Origin of the sequence: Paenarthrobacter aromaticivorans (genome assembly GCF_019038615.1) — a bacterium.
Classification (GTDB): Bacteria; Actinomycetota; Actinomycetes; order Actinomycetales; family Micrococcaceae; genus Arthrobacter; species Arthrobacter aromaticivorans.
In genome coordinates this window covers 26224-49015 of record NZ_JAHOPC010000016.1, presented here as the reverse complement: position 1 = coordinate 49015, position 22792 = coordinate 26224, and the positions used below count along the sequence as shown (strand labels likewise).

At 64.0% G+C, this 22792-nt stretch carries 22 protein-coding genes; 6 read left to right on the top strand and 16 right to left on the bottom strand.

Annotated features, from left to right (window positions below):
* Positions 1 to 58: 58 nt before the first annotated feature.
* Both KSW38_RS20290 and KSW38_RS20285 read right to left on the bottom strand, forming a co-directional pair.
* Positions 59 to 967, bottom strand: a complete 909-nt coding sequence (locus KSW38_RS20290; RefSeq protein ID WP_216926756.1) for a sigma-70 family RNA polymerase sigma factor — start codon at positions 965 to 967, stop codon at positions 59 to 61.
* A 17-nt stretch (positions 968 to 984) separates the two neighbouring features.
* Positions 985 to 1443, bottom strand: a complete 459-nt coding sequence (locus tag KSW38_RS20285; RefSeq protein ID WP_216926755.1) for a carboxymuconolactone decarboxylase family protein — start codon at positions 1441 to 1443, stop codon at positions 985 to 987.
* 93 nt (positions 1444 to 1536) lie between these two features.
* Between KSW38_RS20285 and KSW38_RS20280 the strand changes: the two genes are divergently transcribed.
* Positions 1537 to 2574, top strand: coding sequence for a zinc-dependent alcohol dehydrogenase family protein (locus tag KSW38_RS20280; protein WP_216926754.1), 1038 nt, complete (start codon positions 1537 to 1539; stop codon positions 2572 to 2574).
* Positions 2575 to 2652: 78 nt separating this feature from the next.
* Here the strand turns inward: KSW38_RS20280 and KSW38_RS20275 are convergent, their stop codons facing one another.
* The 13 genes from KSW38_RS20275 to KSW38_RS20215 form a co-directional block, all read right to left on the bottom strand.
* Positions 2653 to 3879, bottom strand: coding sequence for a pyridoxal phosphate-dependent aminotransferase (locus KSW38_RS20275; protein WP_216926799.1), 1227 nt, complete (start codon positions 3877 to 3879; stop codon positions 2653 to 2655).
* Positions 3880 to 3931: 52 nt separating this feature from the next.
* Positions 3932 to 4861 (bottom strand): PASTA domain-containing protein, encoded by a 930-nt coding sequence (locus tag KSW38_RS20270; RefSeq protein ID WP_216926753.1) that lies wholly within the window; start codon positions 4859 to 4861, stop codon positions 3932 to 3934.
* A gap of 54 nt (positions 4862 to 4915) precedes the next feature.
* Positions 4916 to 5392 (bottom strand): hypothetical protein, encoded by a 477-nt coding sequence (locus KSW38_RS20265; protein ID WP_216926752.1) that lies wholly within the window; start codon positions 5390 to 5392, stop codon positions 4916 to 4918.
* Between the two features lie 6 nt (positions 5393 to 5398).
* Positions 5399 to 5935 (bottom strand): phage tail protein, encoded by a 537-nt coding sequence (locus tag KSW38_RS20260; RefSeq protein ID WP_216926751.1) that lies wholly within the window; start codon positions 5933 to 5935, stop codon positions 5399 to 5401.
* Positions 5936 to 5978: 43 nt separating this feature from the next.
* Positions 5979 to 8612 carry a baseplate J/gp47 family protein gene (locus tag KSW38_RS20255; RefSeq protein ID WP_216926750.1) on the bottom strand — a complete coding sequence of 878 codons (2634 nt, stop codon included), beginning with the start codon at positions 8610 to 8612 and terminating at the stop codon, positions 5979 to 5981.
* Positions 8609 to 9043 carry a GPW/gp25 family protein gene (locus KSW38_RS20250; protein ID WP_216926749.1) on the bottom strand — a complete coding sequence of 145 codons (435 nt, stop codon included), beginning with the start codon at positions 9041 to 9043 and terminating at the stop codon, positions 8609 to 8611. Before KSW38_RS20250 ends, KSW38_RS20255 begins: the two co-directional genes overlap by 4 nt.
* A gap of 13 nt (positions 9044 to 9056) precedes the next feature.
* Entirely contained in the window at positions 9057 to 9395 is a 339-nt protein-coding gene (locus tag KSW38_RS20245) for a hypothetical protein (protein ID WP_216926748.1), read from the bottom strand.
* Positions 9396 to 9398: 3 nt separating this feature from the next.
* Positions 9399 to 10919 carry a phage baseplate assembly protein V gene (locus tag KSW38_RS20240; RefSeq protein WP_216926747.1) on the bottom strand — a complete coding sequence of 507 codons (1521 nt, stop codon included), beginning with the start codon at positions 10917 to 10919 and terminating at the stop codon, positions 9399 to 9401.
* A 13-nt stretch (positions 10920 to 10932) separates the two neighbouring features.
* Complete coding sequence (locus KSW38_RS20235; protein WP_216926746.1) at positions 10933 to 11691, bottom strand: CIS tube protein; 759 nt, start codon at positions 11689 to 11691, stop codon at positions 10933 to 10935.
* Between the two features lie 1202 nt (positions 11692 to 12893).
* Positions 12894 to 13373, bottom strand: coding sequence for a phage tail protein (locus KSW38_RS20230; RefSeq protein ID WP_216926745.1), 480 nt, complete (start codon positions 13371 to 13373; stop codon positions 12894 to 12896).
* A 1-nt stretch (position 13374) separates the two neighbouring features.
* Entirely contained in the window at positions 13375 to 14841 is a 1467-nt protein-coding gene (locus tag KSW38_RS23565; protein ID WP_254186745.1) for a phage tail sheath family protein, read from the bottom strand.
* A 34-nt stretch (positions 14842 to 14875) separates the two neighbouring features.
* Entirely contained in the window at positions 14876 to 15529 is a 654-nt protein-coding gene (locus KSW38_RS20220; RefSeq protein WP_308169455.1) for a hypothetical protein, read from the bottom strand.
* Between the two features lie 203 nt (positions 15530 to 15732).
* The gene (locus KSW38_RS20215; RefSeq protein WP_216926744.1) at positions 15733 to 16665 is read right to left on the bottom strand and encodes an NAD-dependent epimerase/dehydratase family protein; all 933 of its coding nucleotides are present in this window, start codon (positions 16663 to 16665) and stop codon (positions 15733 to 15735) included.
* Positions 16666 to 16802: 137 nt separating this feature from the next.
* Between KSW38_RS20215 and KSW38_RS20210 the strand changes: the two genes are divergently transcribed.
* Genes KSW38_RS20210 through KSW38_RS20200 form a run of 3 tightly spaced genes read left to right on the top strand, consistent with a single transcriptional unit; the run spans position 16803 to position 19328 of the window.
* Positions 16803 to 17555, top strand: coding sequence for a TetR/AcrR family transcriptional regulator (locus KSW38_RS20210; protein WP_216926743.1), 753 nt, complete (start codon positions 16803 to 16805; stop codon positions 17553 to 17555).
* Between the two features lie 41 nt (positions 17556 to 17596).
* Entirely contained in the window at positions 17597 to 18403 is an 807-nt protein-coding gene (locus tag KSW38_RS20205) for an oxygenase MpaB family protein (RefSeq protein WP_216926742.1), read from the top strand.
* Positions 18396 to 19328 (top strand): DUF817 domain-containing protein, encoded by a 933-nt coding sequence (locus KSW38_RS20200; RefSeq protein ID WP_216926741.1) that lies wholly within the window; start codon positions 18396 to 18398, stop codon positions 19326 to 19328. The genes KSW38_RS20205 and KSW38_RS20200 overlap by 8 nt, the downstream gene beginning before the upstream one ends.
* A 21-nt stretch (positions 19329 to 19349) precedes the next feature.
* Here the strand turns inward: KSW38_RS20200 and KSW38_RS20195 are convergent, their stop codons facing one another.
* Complete coding sequence (locus KSW38_RS20195) at positions 19350 to 19916, bottom strand: hypothetical protein (protein WP_216926740.1); 567 nt, start codon at positions 19914 to 19916, stop codon at positions 19350 to 19352.
* A gap of 253 nt (positions 19917 to 20169) precedes the next feature.
* On the opposite strand from KSW38_RS20195, the gene dnaK reads away from it, so the two are divergent.
* Positions 20170 to 22035, top strand: a complete 1866-nt coding sequence (gene dnaK, locus KSW38_RS20190) for a molecular chaperone DnaK (RefSeq protein ID WP_216926739.1) — start codon at positions 20170 to 20172, stop codon at positions 22033 to 22035.
* A 2-nt stretch (positions 22036 to 22037) separates the two neighbouring features.
* Positions 22038 to 22697, top strand: a complete 660-nt coding sequence (locus KSW38_RS20185) for a nucleotide exchange factor GrpE (protein ID WP_216926738.1) — start codon at positions 22038 to 22040, stop codon at positions 22695 to 22697.
* Positions 22698 to 22792: the final 95 nt, after the last annotated feature.

Genomic DNA, 22792 nt, shown 5'->3' with positions numbered 1-22792 from the left:
CCAATTCGCAGGCAAGTTTCCCCGCGAACGGGCAGCTTTCCCGCTACCTCGAGCCAACTCACAGCGAAACCCGGGTCAACTTGTCCGGATTCGAGATCTGCCGCAACCCGCGGATGGTGCCGTCAGGGCCGCCGTCGAGCGCCAAGACATCGAGCACCAAGACGTCGGCACGGCCCGAGTGCCGGAGTACCAGCGCTGGTTCCCCGTTCACAGCGATGAGCTCGGCGGTGATGGGCTGTACGGGATCGAAGGCGGCTGCCTTGCCGAGGATGCCCACGAAGAACCGCCCGATTCGTTCGGCCCCGAACACCGGGTTCATTGCGCTCTTGACCTTGCCGCCGCCGTCGGCCCAGAGAACAGCGTCCCGATCGAGCATGGCCACTACCGTGTCAATGTCACCTTGCTCGATGGCCCCTACCAGCTTCTCCAAGGCCGCGCGGTCCTTGGTCCTGGGCGCGGGAGCGTCCGGGTCGATGTCCAAACGGCGCTCGGCCCTGGAAATCATTTGGCGTACGGCAGCGGGGGTCTTTTCCAGGATGTCCGCGATTTCCGGCGCGGACATCCCAAAAGCGCGGTGGAGCACAAGCGCCGCACGGGCCTCCGGCGCCAGCTGCTCAGCCAGGTGAAGCAAGGTCAAGGACAGGAGCTCGCGGTTGGCCACGGTTTCCTCCGGAAGCCTGGAGGTATCTACAGGCTCCGGCAACCAAGGCCCCGTGTAGTCCTCGCGCACAGCGGCGAGTTGGCGCACCCGGTCAACCGAGCGCCGCACGCACACCGTTGTCAGCCACGCGGGCCAGGACTCCACTCGGCGGCCATCGGTTTTCCGTTCCTGCCGGACGGCATCGATGGCAACCTCGGAGACGACGTCCTCGGCATGGCCGAAATCTCCCAACATCCGGTAGGCGATTCCCAGCAAACGATTCCGCTCGCTCTGCCACGCGGCCGTGGCCGATACCGCAAGACTCATGCCCTCCACGCTACCCCTCAGACGATCGGGTTCTTCTCATCTACCGGCGGCTCCATTTGCGTGCTCACGGCAATCCTGTTCCACACATTGATCGTGGAGATGGCCAGGACCAAACCACCCATCTGGCTGTCGTCGAAATGGGTGGCGGCCGCGTTCCAGACCTCGTCGGTGACGGTGTCCGGCCCCAGCTGGGTTATGGCGTCGGTCAAGGCCAGCACGGCCTGCTCGCGGGCATCGAAGAAGACCTTTGAATGCTGCCACGCTGCCACGGCATGCAGTTTGCGGGTGGGAATCCCGCGCTTCCTGCCGTCGGTGGCGTGCATGTCCACGCAGAAGCCGCAGCCGTTGAGGATGGAGGCGCGGAGCTTGATGAGTTCGTACAAATCGGGATCAACCGACTTCCGGGCGTAGCCTTCCAGCCCGATGACAGCGGCGTAGCCGAGTTTGTTGCTATGGCCGATATTGATGCGGGTCATGCTGTTTCCCTTCTGTGGTGGTGCCTTACATCAGGGATGTCGTAAGGGAGGGCCGAAGTGTGACAGCCTTGAGGACCTTGTTAGAGTCGGTGCGTGCGAGCAGTGATATTTGATGACGTCCGGGCCCGGCCTGAAGTGCGGGAACTAACCACGCCTGAGGCCCCGGCCGGAGGGGTGGTGGTGAAAGTCGAGGCCACTGGCATGTGCCGCAGCGACTGGCACGCCTGGGCCGGACACGACGACATCGCCTTTCCCCACGTGCCCGGCCACGAGCTCGCCGGTGTCATTGCTGCCGTGGGCGAAGGCGTCCAGCGCTGGAAAACCGGCGACCGCGTAACTGTTCCTTTCGTCTGCGGATGCGGCAAATGTGAGTGGTGCTTGGCAGGAGAGGCCCAGGTCTGTCCGGAGCAGCAACAGCCAGGCTTTACCCACTGGGGATCCTTCGCCGAGTTCGTCGCCCTGCATGCTGCGGACAGCAATCTGGTGGCAATCCCTGACAGTGTTGAATTTACGACGGCGGCCAGCCTCGGCTGCCGCTTCGCCACCGCCTACCGGGCGCTCGCTGCCCGGGCAAAGGTGAAGAGCGGAGAATGGGTGACCGTCGTTGGCGCCGGGGGCGTGGGCCTGAGCGCAGTAATGATTGCCAAGGCGCTTGGGGCGCGGGTCGTGGCCGTGGACCGTAACCCTCAGGCGTTGGCCGTGGCAGCACGCCTGGGTGCCGAACACACCGTCCTTGCTGACGGCTCGGACATTCCGGAAGCCGTCAACCGGCTGACCAGTGGTGGCAGCCACGTGGCGATTGACGCCGTCGGAAGTGAACAAACGTGCGCCGACGCGATCCTCAGCCTTCGTCGTCGTGGAAGGCATGTCCAGATCGGCCTGTTGCCTTCCATCAACGGGCACCCGCGCGTCCCGATGGATCGCGTTATTGGCTGGGAGCTTGACCTGCTCGGCAGCCACGGCATGGCCGCAGTTGATTACCCAGGCATGATGGCGCTCATCGAACAAGGCTTGCTGCAACCACAGCTGCTGATTGAACGCACCATCGGCCTGAAGGAAGCGGCGGTCCTGTTGCCGAGCTTCGATACAGCGACCGTGGCCGGGATGACCATGATCGACCCGGCGCGTTAACTGCCTGGCACCCCCAACTAGGTCGCAGTTAAGCGCGTTTTGAGCCGTCAAAACGCGCACAAATGCGACCTAGTTGGGTTAGTCCACCGGGCGGTTCCGGTACGCAGCGAGGAAGTGTTCGATCCTGCGCACCGCTTCCTCGATGTCCTCCACGGTCGGCAGGATCACGAAACGGAAGTGGTCCGGTGTGGGCCAGTTGAAGGCCGTTCCGTGCGAGACGAGGATCTTCTGTTCCTGCAGGAGTTGGAGGACAAACTTCTCGTCGCTTTCGATGGGGTAGATCTCCGGGTCCAACCGGGGGAACAGGTACATTGAGCCGGCCGCGGGGACGCACGAAACGCCGGGGATCGCCGTCAACAACTTCCACGCCAGATCCCGTTGCTCACGCAGGCGCCCGCCGGGACGAATGAGTGCTTCGATGCTCTGGTATCCACCCAGGCACGTCTGGATGGCGTGCTGGGCGGGAACGTTGGAGCACAACCGCAATGAGGCCAGCAGCTCCAAGGATTCCCGGTAGGCAGCTGTTGCGGTCAATGGTCCCGTCACGGCAACCCAACCTGCACGGTAGCCGGGCATGCGGTAGGCCTTGGAAAGTCCGCTGAACGTCAGAACCGGGATGTCGTCCGCCACCGCGGCGGTATGAATGTGCGGGGCGTCGACGTAGCGGATCTTCTCGTAGATCTCATCGGAAAACAGGACGAGATCATGCTTCCGCGCCAACGCTGCGAATTGCTCAAGGATATGCCGAGGGTAGACGGCCCCCGTGGGATTGTTCGGGTTGATGATCACGATGCCCCGTGTGCGCGGAGTGATCTTCGCTTCGACGTCGGCCATGTCCGGCCACCAATTCTCGTCCTCATCGCAGAGGTAGTGAACGGCTTTGCCACCCGTGAGGGTCACGGCCGCGGTCCAGAGTGGGTAGTCGGGTGCCGGGATGAGGATCTCGTCACCGTTTTCCATGAACGCCTGCAGGGTCATGGAAATGAGTTCGCTGACGCCGTTGCCGATGAAGACATCCTCGACGCCGATCGTCATCAGTCCGCGCGTTTGGTAGTACTGCGAGATCGCGGTCCGGGCGGAGAAAATGCCTTTGGAATCGCTGTAGCCCTGGGCACCACGGATGTGGTGGATCATGTCCACCACCACTGACTCCGGCGCTTCCAACCCGAACGGTGCCGTGTCCCCAAGGTTCATCTTGAGGATGCGGTGTCCCTCGGCTTCCATGGCCTTGGCGGCCTGGAGGATGGGACCACGGAGTTCGTAGCGGACATTCTGGAGTTTGCTGGAGTGCTGCATCGGACGCATGGTTGATCTTTTCATGGCAGCTGCCCAGGCAGGCAAACGTGTCCGGAAATAGTCACGGGTTCAGCCGCACCTCGCAAAGTTGGGGGTTGCTTAGACAGATGTTCACCGGATCAACGATGATGCTGGACCTTAATTCAGTCCGTACCAAAACGAGCGCGTTGACGTTGACCTTGGTGCCGACGTCGGGATTGACGCCCACCACTACGCACCTCACCAGGGAGAGGGGCGGCGAGCTTTGGCAGGCGGAACCCTGGGTGAAGTCCAATTGCAGTTGTGCCGTCTGGAAGGCGTTACGGGCTGTTTCAATCCGTGATCCCAGGACGCTGGGCACGGTGGCCTTCACGGGAACCGCAATTTCCAGGTTGACCGTGCTGCCGCGCCCTACCTTCTCGCCGCCGGCGGGACTCTGGTTGACTACCGTTCCTTCAGGCGAGGCGCTTTCGATTTCCGTCGTGGCCGCTTTGAAACCGGCGTCCGTCACGATCTTGACCGCCTCAGCCTGCGGTTTGGTTTTCACATCCGGAACGTTGGCGTCCTTGAACATGAAGTACAGGATCACGCCGATAACCGCCAGCAGCACCACACCCCCGATGATCACCCACAACCACGGGAATCCCGGCTTGGGCTTCTGCTTTTCGGCCGTCGGAACAGTCAGTGTGACCACATGCGCTTGGTCCGCGTAGTCCTCAGGTGCGTCGTCGGCGGAGTAGGCGATCAACTTCACCGGGTAGCTGCCCTCGGAAGCTCCTGCGGTGTCGAAATTGACCACGTACTGTTCGGTGGCCCCGCCAGCGATGGTCCGCAGAGGGTTGGGGATGGTGGTGTACGTTTTCGACGGCGGATTGGTCACCTGCCCCGGGAAGGCGCCGAGCACCACACGCTCCGAAGTGGTGGAGCCGTTGGTGACGGAAGCTGTCAGCGATCCCTTCCCGTCGTTAAGAACCACATCCGGGGAGCTCAACGTCATGGTGATGGCAGTCATGGCACAACAACTCCTGGGATCGCGGTTTGTAGTTTCGGTGCATAGCAGCACATCTCAGCCTCCGGCTTCCTGGATCAGCAACACACAGGTCCCCAGACCAGGACAGACGATTCCCATCTGTCCGCCCGAGGTCCCGAAGGTCAGGTCCACGGTTTTCCCTGGGCCTGAATTCTGCTCAGCCCGCGTGCCCTGCACCAACAGCGAGACGGTGACCGCCTGCTGCGGGGCGAGCCTTGCCCGCTTGGTGGGAGGTCCGAAATAGAACAGGCCTCCACCGAATTCCTTCACATCGAACACACACGCGCCCGTAACCACCAGTTGGGTATCCGATGCCGAACACGAACCGCCGTGGGCAGACAGGTCTGCCGAAGTGAGTTTCGCGCCCGCGGCTGCGCCGGAGAATCCGCCCTGCCAGTCCCGTGCTGCATCGTTGTTCCCGCCCCCGCAACTGACGCCGAACACCAGCACTAACAGCGCGATCACTCCACAGGCGACCACCACGAGAATTGGGGTTCGGTTCTCCTTATTCATGCCGGGTCATCCATTTGCCTGCACCGTGACCTCATCCGTCACGTGCGCGGGTTTCATGCCTTTGACGATCCGCTGGATCAACTCCAGCTGCCCACCCGCTTCCGCAGGAACCAGCACCCTGATATGGAAGGCACCCGGAACGGATTCCACCTCGAAGCCCGGCACGCCCGTGGCCAGGTGCAGGAAACGGGTGAGCCCGTCCACAGTGCCGCGCCGTGCGGAGAGCTGCGCCGCGGCCGCGATGAGGTCCCGCTGCCGCGATATGGGAATGGCACCGGTCCCGGGAATGGTGCCGGATCCAGCGCCGCCCTGCGGACCGGGAAGCGTCAACCAGTCCAGATCCACCCAGCGCGAGAGAAAAGGAATCAACGACGACGGCGCGCGCCCGGGATCGGGAACGGTATGGATGCGGTCCAAGACCTGCCGGACGGGCCCATGCATATCCTCCGCCACAGCAAGAAGGGCCTGCAGGGGAGAGCTGGTGTCGGCGGCCACCTGGAACACTTCCGGCAGGACCCTCAGCAGCTTTGACTCCTGAGGCACATTGGACTCCTCAGGCCCATTGGACTCCTGAGGCACATCGGACTCAGCCATTGCCATGGACCACCTCGATCCTGTGCTCACCCGAGCAGAACAGCCAGGTGTCAGGCAGCGTCACAACATCCTCCACCATGCGCCGGGTGCAACTTTCCCATTGAACGGCGTTGTCCCAGCTGCGATAAACGCCTTTCGGGCCGGCAGCAAGGACCACGGGCTTGCCGCCAAGGATGGCGCCGGACACGGAACGGACAGGCTCGAACCGGGTACGGTCCCTCAACGGCAGATTGCAGTTAACGTCCGGCACGCTCCACTGAGCTGACGCCTGGCCCAGCTGCAGCCGTAAGACCCCGCCGCTCTGGGTAGCGGCGTAGGCAGCGTCACCCATCACGTGGACACCCCAGCAACTGCCCCCGGTCCAGCCAGTGCTGAACTGCTCCCACGAATTCATGAAGGACTCATCAAAATCCGTGCGGCCCAGCTCGTCGATCTTCAGCCGCAGGCATCCCGTCCCGGCCCCTTCCGGCACTGCGCGGCCGAGCCACACGTAGCTCGCACCGCCGTCGTACTGGATGGTCATGCAGCGGATGTCCTCGCCAGCGGCCTTGACCTGCTTGAAGCTGTCCGCTGTACCGGCATCGGGGGAGAGCCAGACGCCTGCCGAGGCCTCGGCGGCCACCACAACACCTGTTCGCCCGCGGACGTCCACCAAGGCGTCCACGGCGTAAAAGCCACGATCCGGCTGGGACGTGTCCACCACGTTCTGTACGGGAATGGCACCCTGGCTCATCGGAAGTTCGTAAAGGCCGCGTTCGCCTGCCAGCAACAGCAACGGCTCACCCTGGCGGTCCACCCAACACAAATCCGCGACGACGAACCCCAGTTCCGCTGCTTTGCGCCACGATTCACCGAGGTCCTCGCTGAGATAAATACGGGAACCCGTACCGGTCACCGTGCTCACGGCCACCATGCCCGGGTGCCGCTCCGGACCCACCCGGCCAGGTGCGGGGGAACGGAACGGGGCGATGGCGCGGACGGTTTCTTCCGCCTGGTCGCCATCGGAGGGATCTCCAAAATCCGCACAGGCTTCCCAGCCGTCGGCGGCGTTGGTGGTGCGGAACAGGGTGCCGCCCTGGGCCACGAACCACGTTTTGTCTTGCCCTTCAGACTGGACCAAGGACACGGCATCACTGTCCGGAACTTTGTCCACTTCCAGCCTGACCCGGTCCACATACTGAACGCCAGGCTCGGCCTCCTCCATGGCGCGGTACAGATTGGAGACACGCAGTGGCTTCCCAAAGCCGGATCCGTAACTGGACGAATCCGGGCTCAGCGGACTGATCCCTTCAGACAGGCGGCCCACGATCCTGGATTTCACGGCTTCGGCATCCTCGTCGGGACGAACAACGATCCGCGCATCCACCAGCACCTGTTTGTAGAGGCCCCAGCGCACTACAGGCTCGGCGCCAACCGTGGACCGCCTGCGGAGATATTGTTCCACTTCGATTCGCACTTCGTCGCGTGCGTGTGACATAAGGTCCGCTGCGCGTAATGGTTGGGCCGCGCCTGCTCCGCCGCCGGGAACGAATGGGACCAGCACAATTTCCACTTCCCCGGGCCGGGCAAACGCCCACAGATCCTTGCGTGTGAAGGCCCTCGCACGGCCCACGCCGCCGTGCCGCCGTGCCAGGACCTCGTAGTCCCGGACGGTAACTGCGCGGTCGCGGGCTTGAAAATCCTGAGGCGCGCGCCTCAGGGCGTTCTCCAAGGACTCGCCGTCGCGGCCTCCCGTTGCCGGCTCCGGATTGGTGACCTTGGCTCCCGGGACAGGGGAACGCAGCACCGTGAGCTGACCCGCGCCGACGTTACCGCCGGAACCACCACCGCTGCGGTACCAAGCGCGAACTTCGGCACCTGCCCCTGGTACCAATGGCCCTTGCCCGGTTTCCGTTCGCGTCCTGGACTCTTCGTCCCACCACGCGAACACCGCGACGCCGGCACTTCGGTCGATCCGCACCGGCATCTCACCAGGCCTTGCGTCGGCGAACGCCTCCACTTCCCTGCAGTACCGGAAAGGTTTTCCGTCTACCAGCACAGCCTCACCACTGCTTAGCCGCGTCCCTGCCGGAACTTCGACGGCGATTGCCAGCCCTGCGCCCGAGACGATCGGCGCGTTCGGGATCACGAAGCTCTGGCCCGGCCTGCCGGTCCCGGAACCAATCGGTACGGCGTCGTACATGGTGACATCGGCTGCGGGGACCAGGACGCTGCTCTCGCCGGGAGCCAAAGTGGCTGCGGCCGTCGTCGTAAATACCGGCTGGGGTGAGCCAGGAACGCCCGGTGGGCAGCTGACCTGCGTGCCGCGGGGGATCCGGATCTCCTGGCCTGCGGTTGTGCCAGTGGCGGATGAGCGGCTGAATTCCAGCATCGTTTCGGCCGTGCTCGGCGGGTACAGCGACGTGCCCAGGAGGTTCAGGTAAACGGCGTAAAGTTTGTCCGGCACACGGTTGAGCCGGTACATGAGCGTGTCCGTAAGGTAGGCGAAGGCCTCCACGATGGTGATGCCGGGATCGTGGACCGAGAGGTCCGTCCACTCAGGGGCAATTTGCTGGATGCGCTCGCGGGCGCCGGCCACGAGGTCCGCGAAGCTGCGATCGTCCAGGTTGGGCACGGGGACACTCATACTGCACCTCCGGATTCCACGGGCAATGCGATGGCGATCTCGTCCTCAAGCTGGGTGGTGCGGACACAGTACTTCAGCCGCACCTCGAGAACTTCGGGATCCTCCGGCGAGCGTGACGCGTCCAGGGAAAGGACCGTGATGCGTCGCTCCCACTGCTCCACCGCGCGGGCCACATAGTGGATGGCCAGTCCGGCGGTGGTGTCGTCAGCCGGAGCGAATGCCAAACGGAACAAATGGCAGCCGTATGTCGGGCGGTTGACGCGCTCGCCGGGCCTGGTGCTCAGCAGGAGGAGGAGGGCCTGACGGATGGAGGCTGCGTCCGTAACAGTCGCCAACCTGCCTGAAGGGGTGATGCGCAGACCGGGGACGCCGGCTGCTGCGTCGAAATCCGGATGGATGAAAGCAATCGATGTGTAGCGTGGGGCGCTCATGACTGTCCCTTTTTCATGAACCCGACCCCACCAACGTTTGTCCGGGCCGCCGCACGTTGTACTTCACGGCGCCCGGGGGTGTGCCGTCGGTGAAGCCCTCCACAGTGTCAAGGCAGACGGCCTTGCCCCCGATTCTGATGAAGGTTGAATAGCCTTTGGTGACCGGCAGCGTCTTATTGCAAGGCTTGATGTTGATGCCAATATGAGGGCACATGTTGATGTCCCGGCCTTGGGGATCGTTGTCCACCAGCACCGGCGACCCCTTGACACGGACCCACTCCTGCGAGGGGACGTTCTCCACTTTGCCGTCGTGCCCGCACCGCAGGATAGCCTCCTTGACCAGGATCTTCATGGCTTAGGCCTCCTCGAAGTCGACTGATTTCGCACGGATTTTCATGGCTTTGCCCGGGGCTTCCAGCACCAGGTCCGTGGCAGCGGTGATGCGGAGCTTCTCCGGGCCCAGCTCCACTGACGAGCCGTGGCCGTCCGTGAAGCTCACGGTGCGCGCACCGCCGTCGAGCATTATTTGTTGGCCGTCCGCACTCCGGAACGTGTACCGGCTCTCCCGGGGAGTGTTGACGCGGTTGTCGGGCGTCTGTTCGCTGCCGTACAGGCCACCGAGGATGATGGCCTGAGCCGGATCCGTGGCGGGAAGCAGCACCAGGACGTGGTCGCCGGGAGCTGGCGGTGTGACCATCCCCTTGCCAGGACCAGCTGCTGCCGTGAGCACGGGAGCCCATGCGGTCTGCAGGTCCGGGTAGGCCGGTAGTTGCACACGCGCACGCCCACGGGCCTCGGGATCGTCAACGTCCACCACCGTGCCCAGAGTGAAGACGTCCGGGCGCCTTTCGGGAATCGGGCTCGGTGGTCGCGTGGTAAGGGTGGTTTCGTAGCCCGTGCCATCCAAACGGTGTGAGGCGCTCGCGATCAGGTACGTTCCTTCGATGGACGGCGCCACCCCCTTGATCCGCACGCGCCCACCCGCCCTGAGCCCGGGATTGCCCTCAGCCACGAACACTGCCGTGACCTGCCCGGCTATCCTGACGTCCAGCTCGGACTGCGCCAATCCATTCGCCTCCTGGGTGGAGTCGAGCACTTCGTTGTCCCGCCGGAGTTCGCCGCCTGCGCCCACGCTGGCCAATGTTGGGTCAGCTGCCACTTGGGCTTTGGCATCGCTGCTGCTCGTTTCGGCCTGGTGGACTGAAGCGTCCTCGGCACGCCAGCCGTTGATCATTGCGGACGCGTACGCGGGTTCCTGGCTGACCTCGATCTCTGCCGAATGCAGGGATTCCCCGAGGCTGAGCTCCAAGGGTTCGCCTTCGCCGTCGAGTCCTGTGAGCCTGAGGGTGCCGTCGTGCACCACAGGGTAGGCGCCCACCCGTGCACTCTGTTCAACGAGAAGGCTCAGGTCCGTGCGGGCGCACTGGTAGACCTGCCCGAGCTTGGCGCCGCCGCCCACTACATCCAGTCCGGTGCCCTCGCAGAGTTTTCTTGCCAGTCCGGCGAGATCGACGTCCTCGTGCAGCCTGGTGAATTGGCGCTTCCTCAGCCGGTGCAGGGCATCGTAGGCCCTGATACGGATTTCCTGACCGAGGTTGGCCCCGTAGCTGTACTCCACAACGGTCACCTCCCCCACGAAGAGCGGGGTCCGGTGACCGCCGAGCTCAACCCGGAGGGCATCACCAGGGGCCGGATCGACGCCACCCCTCGCGGCGGCGGTCCTGCCCGGACCGGGCCGCCAGCTGATGAGGCACTGGGCCGGCCTCGCCAAGGATCCCAGCACCTGGACTGAAACGATGGCTGCCGTCTCCGCAGTTGTCAGTCTTCGCCTGCCCAACGTCACGACGAGCTCGGGAAGGCCCTGGACTTGCCTCATGATGCTTCACGCCTCATGGTGCTTCACCAACCGGCGGGACAGCGAGCGGCCCGCTGAAGTGAGCGGGGTCGTCGATATCGTTGTACTCCAGGAGCAGCTTCCAGAGCAGGGGCGTCCCGAAGGCTTCAACGGAAAGTCGCCCCAACTCAGCCGGCGGGACCTCAGGAAGGAGCTCGCCGCCGTCGGGCATTGCTGCGTCCCTGTCCGTGCTGCCGTCGCCCGTGACCGCCAGCGTGTCCACCGGCGGGGCCGTCAGATCCACGACAGGGAGTCGCTGGGCTAGCTCGTAATTCTCTCCGCCTTCCTCGTCAGCGGACTGGCCAACGCGAACAAAGACCATCCGCATCCAGGACCTGAGCGGTGAACCGTCCGGGGCGAAGCGATCGAAGCGCTCCGCCACCTCGGTCACGATTCCGGGCACATTCCACGCACGGCCCCACACAAAGCGGACCGACGGAGGCCTCCGCTGGCGCTCCACCTCCGCGCTGTTCTCGGCGAGCGCCCAGATGGGCCTGGTCATTTGCCGCACGTCCTGCACATGAAGCGACGCCGGCGCGAGGTCGACGTCGAAGAGCAGATCCAGCCTCAGCTCGGTGTGGCCGCCTCCCGTGAAGAGCAGGGGGTCATCGGCCAGTCCGCTGCCGCTGAGTTTGCCGCCCGCACTTCTCCGGGGCTCCACGCCGGCCGAGCGCTGCATGACCACCGTTTCCGGGTTGAGCAGGCAGCCGAGGTGTTCCCCGGTGTCCTCGATCAGGAAGGCGACGCGCTCCATGTCAGACCGCCCGATGTTCGTCGGTGAGCCGGGCTTGGCGGGCGATCGCTTCGGTTATAGGGGCGGTTGCCGGGTTTGCCGTGGGCGCGGGCCGAGTGGCGAGCTCCGGCCAGGCTCCCTTGAGCGCCGGTGCGGGTGTGTGGGTGGGCGTGTGTTGTGGGGAAGGGGTGCGTTGTGGGGCCTGTTCTGCGCTCCATTTTTGGCTTGAAGCACGTACATCGGGCCCCGCAAGGAGGGGTGTTTCGGGTCGGTCCGTGCGGAGGCGCAGCCTGTGGGTGTGTTGCGGGGCCTGTTCTGCGCCCCATTTTTGGCTTGAAGCACGCATTTCGGGCCCCGCAACGTGGGCTGGGGTGTTGGTCGTGCTTTGTGGGGCCCGCTCTGCGCCCCATGTGGGCCTGGAATCGCGCATATCGTGCCCCGCAACGTGGGTGGGGATGTGTTGTGGGGCCTGCATTTCGCCCCATGTTGGCCCGGAAGCACGCACATCGGGCCCCGCAACGTGGGTGGGGACGTTTTGTGGGGCCTGCTCTGTGCCCCATGTGGGTCTGGAATCGCGCATATCGTGCCCCGCTACGAGGGGTGTTTCGGGTCGGTCCGTGCGGAGGCGGAGCCTGGGGATGTGTTGTGGGGCCTGCTCTTCGCCCCATGTTGGCCCGGAGTCGCGCACATCGGGCCCCGCAACGTGGGTGGGGACGTTTTGTGGGGCCTGCTCTGTGCCCCATGTGGGCCTGGAATCGCGCATATCGTGCCCCGCAACAAGGGGTGTTTCGGGTCGGTCTGTGCGGAGGCGGAGCGTGGGGGTTTGTTGTGGGGCCTGCTCTTCGCCCCATGTTGGCCCGGAGTCGCGCATATCGGGCCCCACAACGAGGGGTGTCGTGGTGGGGGTTTGTTGTGGGGCCTGCTTTGCGCGCCAAGAGCGTCCCCAGGCACGCAGAGTGGGCCTCGCAACAGGAGGGGTGTTGGTCGGAACGGCAGGAGGAACCAACCCGGCGTCGCGCAGTAACTGAACCCAGTGCTCAGGTGCGCCTTCCACGTTCAGGCCGCGCACCGGCGTCGAACTTTCCCACGAAGAGGGCTCCGAACCCGAAGGTGCCGGCGCGCCCGCACCCGGAGAACCCGAGCCCCGGCCCCACCCACGGTCCAGCCACGCGGCCACACCTCGCAACCGGTGCGCAGCCGCCCGCCGCCACGAGAAGCCAGGCTCAGGCGACGGGAGCGCGGGCATCGTCGAGCTCCAGGCGGTCGTATGCGATGCTGAGGGATTCGATGGCGAGATCCTTGCCCATGGCGTCAAGGGGTGCGCCGAACCAGTCGCACGGCCAGGCCCCCAGGAGGTTCCAGCGGCGCACTTCCACGGAACCGGCATCGTTGAGCATCGCAATAGAGACGTTCCGGCGTTCCACCTTTCCGTCTACGGCTTTGAAGAGCCACTGCAGCATCTCGGTGGAGTCGGTGAGCCCGTACTTCAAAGTCACCGGGGTGTATTCCACTTGCCCGGGGATGACGCGGACTGTGCTGTTTTCGCCGCCTGAGCGGTAGAGGATCCGGTCGATTTTCAGGCCGAGGCCCTCCACTTTGGTGAAGTGGCCTTGAACCACGCCTTGGATGACGAGCTTGAAGTTGTAGGCCCGGTATGGGTCCACCACGTTGCCTGGCTGCGCTGCAGGTGTTGGGGTTGTCATGTCAGGCTCCTGCGCTCTCTGTCTCGCTGGTGTTGTCCGCCGACTGCATGAGCTTGAAGATCACAAACTCGGCCGGTTTCACGGGCGCGATCCCGATCAGCGTGACCACTTGCCCGGCGTCGCGGACCTCTGGAGGGTTGGTTTCTTCGTCGCACTTCACGAAAAATGCCTGTTGAGGAGTAGTCCCGAGCAGGGCGCCGTCCCGCCACACGTTGGTCAGGAACGCCCCGATGTCGCGCCGGATCGACTTCCACAGCGTGTGATCATTGGGCTCAAACACCACCCAGCGCGTCCCGTCCGCCACCGACTCCTTGATCATGTTGGTTAGGCGACGCACATTCACGTACCGGTATTCGCTCGCTTCGGGAGCTTTGGTCCTGGCGCCCCAAATCCGGATGCCCTCGCCCGGGAAGTACCGGATGCAGTTCACGCCAGCCGGGTTCAGGACCTCCTGCTCACCGCGGCTCACGCGCCGCACTAGATCGATCGCGCCTTGGATGGGCTCGTTGGCTGGGGCCTTGTGGACGCCGCGGGTCGCGTCAACGCGCGCCCAAACGCCAGCAATATGGCCCGACGGCGGCTGCGTCACCTTTTTGCCGGACACGGGATCGATCATCACGATCCAGGGGAAATACAGGGCCGTGTATCCGCCGGGGGATTGCGGGGCGCCGAGGTCCTGCTGCTCGCCGGCTTCGGTGGCTGCCCCTTCCTGGCTAGCTGCGGCGGAGGGTCGTGGTGAGTCGGGCCAGTCCGGGGCATCGGAGGAAACCGAGGAGGAGGACGACGGCGTGCTGTCGCTGCCTTCCGTGTCCACGGGTTCCTCAGACGCGGCGTCGGCATCGCCCGAGCCGCCATCATCACTTGGGCGGGCGTCGTCCGAGCCGCCATCGTCCGGGCCAGCGTCGCCGCCCGGACCCTCATCCGCCGTCGTCCGCTCGTCTGCGGCGCCGGGATCCCTCGCCCCCACCGGAACGCCGGACGTCGCGGCCCTGGTGAGCGCCCCGACGTCGTCGACTTTTTCCACCGTGTCCATGATGGCCATGCGATCTTGGCGGAGCGGGTGCTCCACATGCGCCGCTAGTGCCGCATAAGATTCAGCATCCGCGAAGCCCGGCGCAGCCACCATGGAGATGTCGTCCACGGCCTCGAAAAGCGTAAGGCCTGTGGGCTTGGTGGCCGTGCCCGTGAGGCTGCCGTTGGCCCCAATGTTCACCACATAACAACGGCTTCCTCCGTTTGAGAAGAAGCCGTAAACAGCGTTGGAGAGCGGTGTGCCCGCTGTCGCGTTGCCGACATATTGGTCCACGAACTGGGTCCAGTTGTCCAGCACACGGAGTTCATCCACCAACGCGTCCTGGTCCGGAGCCACGCCTACGAACGCCGCGATGCTGGTGTTGACCTGCCCAATGGCACGTGCGCCGCTGGGCACTTCCTGAACATAAACTCCCGGCGCCTGATAGTTCGCCATGGTGCTCTCCCTTTCCTACCCGCAAGCAAGCGGGTCAGGTCCACCGGATGATGACCGGCAGGCTGCTGGTGCTGGCCGAGACTTCCTTTTCGGTGCCGCTTACCGCTACGGCAAAGTGCTGGAGTTCATCCGCCGAGGCCAGGACCTCGAAGTGGCCGGTCGCATCGCTGACGACTGCCGTGGCGGAAGAATGGGCATGGATGTAGGCGTCCGGGATGCCTTTGTTGTGTACGTCCACGAGCCGTCCGTGGATTCGGCGGGCAACGCCGGTCTTGGCAATGAGCGGTTCAAGGACGGGCGGGCCGGCAGGTTCTTCGAAGCGCAGCGCCACGGGGATCCGGACCAGGAACCCGAGCCCTTGCCGGATGGCTCCGGAGTACTCCTCGGGACGGAATTCCCCGGTGGAAACTACCGAGTACTGGCTGTGGCGTTCCACGGCGAGGAGCAGTTGCTCCATATTGTCCAGTTGTTGGGGCCCATGGCATTCCACTGCCACCCGCAGTTCGAGGTCCAGGACCGGGCCATCGCGACGCGACCTTCCCACGCGGTTGAGCGTGACTGCATGGACGGTGACCGGAGCGTCCGGGGTGGGAGCGACGGCGTCGGGGGAGCCGTCGTCGAACCTTACGCGCTGGGGAGTGACGGCGTCGGAAAGTACCCCCAGGAGGTCGGTCAACGACGAACGCACATAGCCCACGGCAGAACCCAGAACTCGAAAGGTGACCAGAATTGCAACTGGGACTAGGTTACTCCCGCTGTTGCGTGTAGTCACTGGGGAATCAGGAGTAACTCCATTCGATTGAATCTGCAGGTGGGCGCCCGCCGTCGTGCAGGACGTCGTCACAACCGTTCTGGACGCTCCACCGCCTGCCGCATGGAAAACCCTGCTGCCTACTTCAATTCCCGGACTGCGTCCCGCCACCACGCCACTGTTGCTGCCGCAGCTTCCGGGAGGGGCGTCGGTTCGAGGCCCAGGAGGCGCTGGCTCTGCGAGGAATCCATCACGAACGGCCTCTCGAACTGGTAGAGCATTTCAGCAAGCTCGCGCATATCGGTCGAAAAGAGACCCGCGGTCCTCAATACCCATCCGGGAACAGCACTCACCTTCGGAACGGAAACGCCGGCAGCGTCAGCGAACGCCGTAGCAAGTTCGCGTTGGGTTAGCGCCGGACCGGTCGGAGCGTGGAGCACGGTGTTCCAAAGCTTTGGATCCCGGGCTGCCGCGATCATGGCGGCTGCCAGGTCAGGGACAAATGTGAACGAGTGCGGTTGCCCAGCGCTGCCAATCACCTGGACCGACTTTCCCTCCACAACCAGCGGGACCATTCGTTCGCCTGCATGCGCCGTCCGCACCAGCGGACCGAAGAAGTCGCCGGCCACAACACTCACAGTATTTGCAGCGTGCGCCTGCCGCGCGTTCAGCAGTTCCGTGCGGATGCCTCGTTTGCCTCCATCCGCCGCCCGTGGACCCGCTTCGGTCATCACACTGTCCGGCCGGCTATAGGAGTAGAGGCTCTCTGGAAATACGACGACGGCGCCCGCGGCTGCCGCTGCATCCATCACCACTTGTTCGGCTTGCGGAAGCTCGGCCGCCCACGCTGCGGCCCGGTATGCGGATCCGTGAATGCAATGGAAGACCGCGACAGCGCCGTTGAGTGCTTGGCCCAACTGCTGGGCATCGGAGGCATCGACGCGCATCCGTTCAATGAGGGGATGGTCCGGGCCGCTGCCGGACCGGGTGAGAATGCGGACGTTTTCCCCCTGCTCGGCGAGTTGTTCGGCGACGGTCCAACCAACGGGTCCTGCTCCGGTGACGACGTGCATGTTGATCTCTTTCCTCTAAGTCCAGTCCTAATAAGAGAGCACTGCTCTCTGAATCCAGAATGACCGTCAATCAAGTCAAAGTCAAGAGCGGTGCTCTCATTTGTTGATGGTGCTCTCTCTTGTGGCAAGCTGGTTGCATGCCTTCCACAGCGCCGGATGCCGAAGCTGCCCCTAAAGCCCAGCCGAAAGCCAAAACCCCAACGCCCCGCGAGCGTGCACGTGCCCAAACCATCGCTGATATCGTCCGTCTCGGCCGGGAGCACCTGGCGGTCCACGGTGCGGCCGGGCTATCGCTGCGGGCTGTTGCACGGGACCTTGGCGTCGTTTCTTCGGCCGTTTATCGCTACGTGGAAAGCAGGGACGAACTTCTCACGCTCTTGCTCATCGACGGCTACAACGAGCTCGGCGACGAAGTGGATACAGCTGTAGCGGCCGTCGCTGAGAATGATTTCGCAGGCCAGTTCCGGGCCCTGGGTAAGGCTGTTCGTGCGTGGGCGCTCAGGGAGCCAGCCAGCTACGCCCTGCTCTTCGGCAGCCCAGTTCCCGGATATCAGGCGCCCGGTGAACGAACCACGGTCCCCGGAACGCGTGTCATCTTTCGCCTCGTTAGCATTTTTGACGCAGCCCATCGCGCGGGCGCCCTGAAGACGCAGGCGAGTCCCGCCGTCGTTATCCCACCAGCCTTGGCGGCAGACATGGTGAACATCCGGACTGAACTTGGGATCACGGTGCCCGAGTCTGCGCTCGCGCGAGGCGTGCTGGCGTGGACGTCCGTCTTCGGGGCTGTGAGCTTTGAAGTGTTCGGCCAGTACGGGCGCGATACGTTTTCCGCGCGCGAGGAATTGTTCGAGCACCAGCTGCTCGTCCTCCAGGGCATGGCGGGGCTGTGACCAGCGAGCCTGTGACCAGCACCAGACGGTAAAGTATCAAGATGGTTCGAGGGCTTGCTGACATCGGCGCGGAGGGCATATTGCTCGCCGGAGCCGGTCGCGCCATCCTCCTTCAGATCGCTGATCCGAGGGTGGGGCACGGCGTCGCTGATCACAGCGACTTTGCCCAAAGGCCGCAGGATCGTTTACGAGCCACCCTGACTTACGTTTATGCGATTGTTTACGGTTCAGACGAGCAAGTTGCTGCGGTTCGCCGCGCCGTCAACCGCGCCCATGCTCCGGTGCGCCGGAACCCTGATGATGCGACGAAGGGCTACAACGCGTTCGATCCCGAGTCGCAGCTTTGGGTTGTCGCCACCCTGTACGACACCGCCGTCACCGTTTACGAGCAAGTGCATGGACCGCTCGACGACGAGACCGCCGACCGCATGTACCGCGACTATGCGCGCATCGGGACGGCATTGCAGCTTCCCGCGAATATGTGGCCGCCCGATCGCGCGGCCTTCGCCCGGTATTGGGCATCGCACGTGGATCGGCTTCGACCCGATGAAAAAGCCCGCAAGATAGCCAGGGACCTGCTGTATCCGGCAGGTGGACCGGCACCAATGCGCCTGGCGATGCCGCTTGCGCGCTTCCTGACTGCGGGCCTGCTTCCCGACCACTTGCGCGAAGGCTTTGGCTTGGAGTGGACTCCCATCGATGACCGCCGCTTCGAGCGGACCATGCGGTGGCTGGGACGCCTATATCCCCGGATCCCGAAGCGGATACGGCACTGGCCCAGGGACTACTACCTCAGCCACCTGGAAACCGCCCCGTTCAAGACGAAGGGCGGGGCAGGGAATGCGTAGTTCGACCTCGGTGGAGCAAGCCATCGATGACCTCGCCCACCGTTATCTGGACCGCGCCCATAGGGGCCCGCTCCGCCTACGGCTAACCGAGTTCGTGGTGTTCGGGCTGAAGCAGGCGTGGGCCTGCGTCTTCGGCGCAGCACTGCTCGCGGTGATCATCGCAGCCCGTCTCTGGTATCCGGACGACGCCGCCTTGGCCCGCAATGACTTCCTGACCATCTCCGCCGTCATCATTCAGGTCCTGATGATCAGCTTCAAACTGGAGACGCTGCGCGAATTGCGGGTGATCGTGCTGTTCCATGCGGTGGGAACGGTCATGGAGTTGTTCAAGACCGATGTGGGCTCGTGGTCTTACGAGACCGAGGGCTTCCTCCGGGTCGGGGCTGTTCCACTGTTCAGCGGCTTCATGTATGCGGCCGTTGGCTCGTACATGGTTCGTGTGTTCCGGCTCTTTGACCTCCACTTCGACCACTACCCGTGGCGCTGGATCACCGCACTCGTGGCGGCTGGGATCTACGTCAATTTCTTCTCCCACCACTACATCTTTGACGCTCGCTGGGTGCTGCTTGCCGCCGTCGTGCTTGTCTACGGGCGGTGCGTGATGCACTTCCGGGTGTTCCGTAAGCGCTTCCGGATGCCCATCCTGGTGTCTTTCCTCTTGGTGGCGCTCTTCATTTGGTTCGCCGAGAACATCGGCACGTGGTCCCATGCGTGGCTCTACCCCAACCAGTTGAATGGCTGGCAGGCGGTCTCGATCGATAAGCTCCTCGCCTGGTTCCTGCTGATGATCATCTCCGTGGTGCTCGTGGCGTGGGTGTATAAACCTGAGCCGCCGCCCAGCCGGACAAGCGCCACGCAAATCCCTGACGCCACGCAAATCCGCCAGGGACATCCGGATATCCGTGGCGCCCGCCCGCTGGACTGACGTCGGTGCGTTTGCGTGTCGTCACGCTTCGCCGCGGGCGGCCTTGAGCGCCGCGCGCCTGGCTTGGAGTAAAGGCTCGACGTCGGGAATCTGCCTGAGTTCCATGGCTTGCGTATCGCTACGGTGGCCCCGCGCGTCGATGACGATTCCGTAGCCGCCCGCACGCCCGGCCGCGAACCAGTAGTCGGTTCCGTTCCAGAGGGTGAAATCCGCAGGGGTGCCGTCCACTATGGCGCTCAGGTGCTCTGTAGTGTGTGCCGCGAATCCCGCGGACTGGCTCTGCCATTCCTCCAGCGACTTCGGCGGCCCGGCGATGGCCTGCCACCGGTTTCGCACTACCTCCAAGGGATCACGCGTAGTTGTGACCACTTCCATAAGCGGATCGGTGGCTGGGTTCGCAGGAAACGCGTTGCCGTGCACCACGCCACCCTCAGTGGCGTCCATCTGCCATGAACCAAGCATCAACGGCCCGTCCCAGTCCACAAGACGGAACAAAGGGAGGCGCCCGGCGCCCTGCCGGACCCTCTCTTCCAGCTCGTCGTTCATAGCCCAGAACGCATCCGGCGGCACGAATCCAGCGAACTCCATCGCGCAAGTCTGCCAGTTCACGCAGGGCGAAACCAGCTCTGGAAGCCGCGTACTTCCGGGACAAATGAGAGTACGAAAGCCAAACTTGAGCGTACTTCACTCAACTTTGGATTGACATTGAAACGAGGCTGAGTACAGTTGAGTGCAGAACGCTCAACTAGCCGATTGTTGAGTGGGCTCCCAAAAACCCAACCGCCTGGCGGGACGGTGCCGGGGGCAATCTCCAACATCGGCCATTGAAAGGAAACAAGATATGTCACGTGCAGTAGGTATCGACCTCGGAACCACTAACTCCGTGGTCTCTGTCCTTGAAGGTGGCGAGCCCACCGTCATCGCCAACGCAGAAGGCGGCCGCACCACGCCGTCGGTCGTTGCGTTCTCCAAGTCCGGCGAAGTCTTGGTGGGCGAGATCGCCAAGCGCCAGGCCGTCAACAACATCGATCGCACCATCGCTTCGGTCAAGCGCCACATGGGCACCGACTGGTCCGTCGCCATCGACGACAAGAAGTACACGCCGCAGGAAATCTCCGCGCGTATCCTCATGAAGCTCAAGAACGACGCCGAGAGCTACTTGGGTGAAAAGGTCACCGACGCCGTAATCACCGTTCCGGCATACTTCAACGACGCCGAGCGCCAGTCCACCAAGGAAGCCGGCGAAATCGCAGGCCTCAACGTCCTCCGCATCGTCAACGAGCCCACCGCGGCTGCACTGGCCTACGGTCTGGACAAGGGCAAGGAAGACGAACTCATCCTGGTCTTCGACCTCGGTGGCGGTACCTTCGACGTCTCCCTCCTCGAGGTCGGCAAGGACGAAGACAACTTCTCCACCATCCAGGTCCGTGCAACCGCAGGTGACAACCGCCTCGGTGGCGACGACTGGGACAACCGCGTAGTCGAGTGGCTGCTGAACCAGCTCAAGATCAAGGGCATCGATCTCTCCAAGGACAAGATCGCCCTCCAGCGTCTCCGTGAAGCTGCAGAGCAGGCAAAGAAGGAACTCTCCTCCTCCACCAGCACCAACATCTCCCTCCAGTACCTGTCCGTCACCCCCGACGGCCCGGTCCACCTGGACGAGCAGCTGACCCGCGCCAAGTTCCAGGACCTCACCAAGGACCTGCTGGACCGCACCAAGAAGCCGTTCCACGATGTCATCGCTGAAGCCGGCATCAAGGTCTCCGACATCGATCACATCGTGCTCGTCGGTGGCTCCACCCGTATGCCCGCTGTCTCCGAGCTCGTCAAGGAACTCGCTGGCGGCAAGGAGCCCAACAAGGGCGTCAACCCGGACGAAGTTGTGGCCGTCGGTGCTGCACTCCAGGCCGGTGTCCTGAAGGGTGAGCGCAAGGACGTCCTCCTCATCGACGTCACGCCGCTGTCCCTCGGCATCGAAACCAAGGGTGGCGTCATGACGCACCTCATCGAGCGCAACACGGCTATCCCCACCAAGCGTTCCGAGACCTTCACCACCGCAGACGACAACCAGCCGTCCGTGGCCATCCAGGTCTTCCAGGGCGAGCGTGAATTCACCCGCGACAACAAGCCGCTGGGCACGTTCGAACTGACCGGCATCGCTCCGGCACCCCGCGGTGTCCCGCAGGTGGAGGTCACCTTCGACATCGACGCCAACGGCATCGTCCACGTGTCCGCCAAGGACAAGGGCACCGGCAAGGAACAGTCCATGACCATCACCGGTGGCACGGCACTCTCCAAGGAAGACATCGACCGCATGGTCCGTGAAGCCGAGGAGCACGCTGCAGAGGACAAGGCCCGCCGCGAAGCTACGGACACCCGTAACTCCGCCGAGCAGCTCGCCTACTCAGTGGACAAGCTCATCGCCGACAACGACGACAAGCTGCCCGAAGAGGTCAAGACCGAGGTCAAGGCCGACGTCGACGCCCTCAAGTCCGCGCTGGAAGGCACCGACGACGCCGCTGTGAAGACGGCCTTCGAGAAGCTGCAGGCTTCCCAGACCAAGCTCGGCGAAGCCATCTACTCGCAGGCAGCCGCAGCTGACGCTCCGGGTGCCGGTGCTGAAGGCGCTCCGGCCGGCGAGAAGACTGCAGCAGACGAAGACATCGTCGACGCTGAAATCATCGACGAAGACGAAGCGAAGAAGTAGCCATGCCCCACCACGGCAACGAAGCAGAGCACTCTGAAGGCAACGAGCCGCGCAAGCCCGTAATTCGGGACAACCGCAAGGTTGACCCGGAAACCGGGGCTGCCCGCCACCCCGAAGGCGAAGCTGCTGCTCACACCGAAGGCAACGCCGCCCCCACGGAAGGTGACGCTCTCTCCCAGGCTGAGGAAATCCTCAACGGGGTAGAAGTCCCGGCCGAGGAATCGGTAGCCTCCGGCGCCGCGGCTGAAGCCCAGGCAGCGGAGCTCCGCAACGACCTCCTTCGCCTTCAGGCTGAATACGTCAACTACCGCAAGCGGGTCGAACGCGACCGCGCCGTAGCAGGGGAAATGGCCGTCATCGGCGTCCTGAACTCCCTGCTCCCGGTGCTGGACGACGTCGACGCCGCACGCCAGCACGGTGACCTCGAAGACGGCCCCTTCGCCGCCATCGCCACCAAACTGGAAAACGCGCTGAAGACGTACGGACTGGAACGCATCGCGGAAACCGGTGTCGAATTCGACCCCACCATCCACGAGGCACTCATCCAGCAGCCCGGCGAGGACATCGACGTGGACACGGTCAGCCAGGTGCTGCGCTCGGGATACCGCTCAGGTGAGCGGGTTCTGCGTGCGGCCCAAGTGATCGTGGCTGTACCGGCGTAGTCTCACCTTGGCGCTTCACCGGATATGGGGCGGTGCCCGCTTCGCGATGCCCTCCACGCCGCCGCCCCATATCCGGCTCCGCGCCCGCTGTAAGC